This window comes from Arthrobacter sp. Y3223164 (assembly GCF_059091005.1).
Genome location: NZ_JBNHGF010000481.1, coordinates 1 through 1,809, shown reverse-complemented (window position 1 = coordinate 1,809; position 1,809 = coordinate 1). Strand labels below are relative to the sequence as shown.

Genomic DNA, 1,809 nt, shown 5'->3' with positions numbered 1-1,809 from the left:
AGCACACCCCGAGCACACCGCGGCCCGCACCCCCAGCACCGCACCCCGAGGACCGACCCCGTCCGACGCCACCACCGACCCCCGTGATCAACCGCAGCGCCCGCGCCCCCAGAACCGCACCTTGAGGACCGCACCACCGACCCCTGCGACCAACCGCAGCGGGTATGCGAACGACCACAATCGCACGCCACTTTCCCGCCGAAGAGTGCCTGTGTTGCGCCGAACGGTTCCGCGAGTGGCCCCCTCGGCTATTTACCGACCGGGCGTTCAGAACGCGTGAGAAACTAGACGGGGTCCGGTGACGGGCGGCACTCTTGCCGCCTCTTTCTGCGGACAAGCTCCATCACGGTAAGGAATACATGGCTCATGGCCACTGAGAACAATGCCCCGGGCACGCTCGATGCCGCTGCACGGGTGGATAACGACGGCGGCGCTCCCGCCAAGTGGAAGATCGTCGGTCCCGGTCTCGTTGTCGCCGCCACAGGCGTCGGCGCCGCGGACATGGTGGCCACGCTGGTGGCGGGCTCCCGGTACGGCTACGGGCTGTTCTGGGCGGTGATCGTCGGCGTCATCCTGAAGATCATCCTGGTTGAAGGTGCCGGACGCTTTACCCTTGCAACGGGCAAGACGATCTTCGAGGGCTGGCGCTCGCTGGGCCGCTGGACCACCTGGTACTTCGGTCCGTACATCATGATCTGGGGCTTCGTCTACGGTGCCACGGCAATGTCATCGGCAGCGCTGCCGCTGGCCGCGATGTTCCCGGTGCTGCCGCTGTGGGCCTGGGCGATCCTGATGGGCCTGGCCGGATTTGTCATGGTCTGGTTCGGCAAGTACGCCACCTTCGAGAAGATCACCGCCTTCTTCGTCGGGCTGATGTTCGTTACCGTCGTCGGGCTGGCCATCATCGCCGTGCCCAACATCCCGGAGATGATCGGCGGCCTGGTGCCCATGATCCCGCAGGAAGAGGGCGCGGTGTTCTACACCCTGGCGCTCGCGGGCGGCGTGGGCGGCACCATCACGCTGGCGGCCTACGGCTACTGGCTTCGCGAAAAGGGCTGGCACACACCCAAGTGGATGCGCGTCATGCGCATCGACAACTCCGTGGCCTACGTCATGACCGGCATCTTCGTCATCGCCATGTTGATTGTCGGCGCCGAAGTAGTCCGCACCGCGGGTGTTTCACTGAGCGCCGGCGACGAAGGACTGCTGGACCTGTACGGGGTACTCAAGGATGAGTACGGAGACGTGGTCGGCACCGGCTTCCTCGTCGGTTTCTGGGCCGCCTCCTTCTCCTCCATCATCGGCGTCTGGAACGGCGTGTCCCTGATGTTCGCCGACTTCTGGGGCAACATGCGCAAGAAGGAGTCCGGCCACCCGGACACGCGCGTGGGCGGCAAGTACTTCAAGTTCTACGTCCTCTGGCTGACGTTCCCGCCCATGTTGCTGTTCATGCTGGGCAAGCCGATCGCGCTGATCCTGCTGTACGGTGCCTTGGGGTCGTTGTTCATGCCGTTCCTGGCACTGACGCTGCTGGGCCTGCTCAACGGCAAGCGGATCCCGAAGGAATGGGCCAACCGCCTGCACACGAACATCGCGCTGGGCATCTGTGCCCTGCTGTTCGTGGTCCTCGGTGTCTACCAGTTGTGGAACTCCGTCTCGCCGCTCTTCGGCGGCTGATTTCCCGCAGGCTCCGCTGCCCCGCACCGTTTCGGTGCGGGGCAGCGCTTGTTTAACAACGACGACGGCGGTGCGCGCGGTTTTGAGCGCGTCGACTGCCTGCGCGTCGACTGCCCGCGCGGTCGGGGGCCG

At 65.5% G+C, this 1,809-nt stretch carries 1 protein-coding gene; it reads left to right on the top strand.

Annotated elements, in window-relative coordinates:
• Positions 1 to 366 precede the first annotated feature (366 nt).
• Entirely contained in the window at positions 367 to 1,677 is a 1,311-nt protein-coding gene (locus AC5RUJ_RS15625; protein ID WP_494026257.1) for an Nramp family divalent metal transporter, read from the top strand.
• Positions 1,678 to 1,809 lie beyond the last annotated feature (132 nt).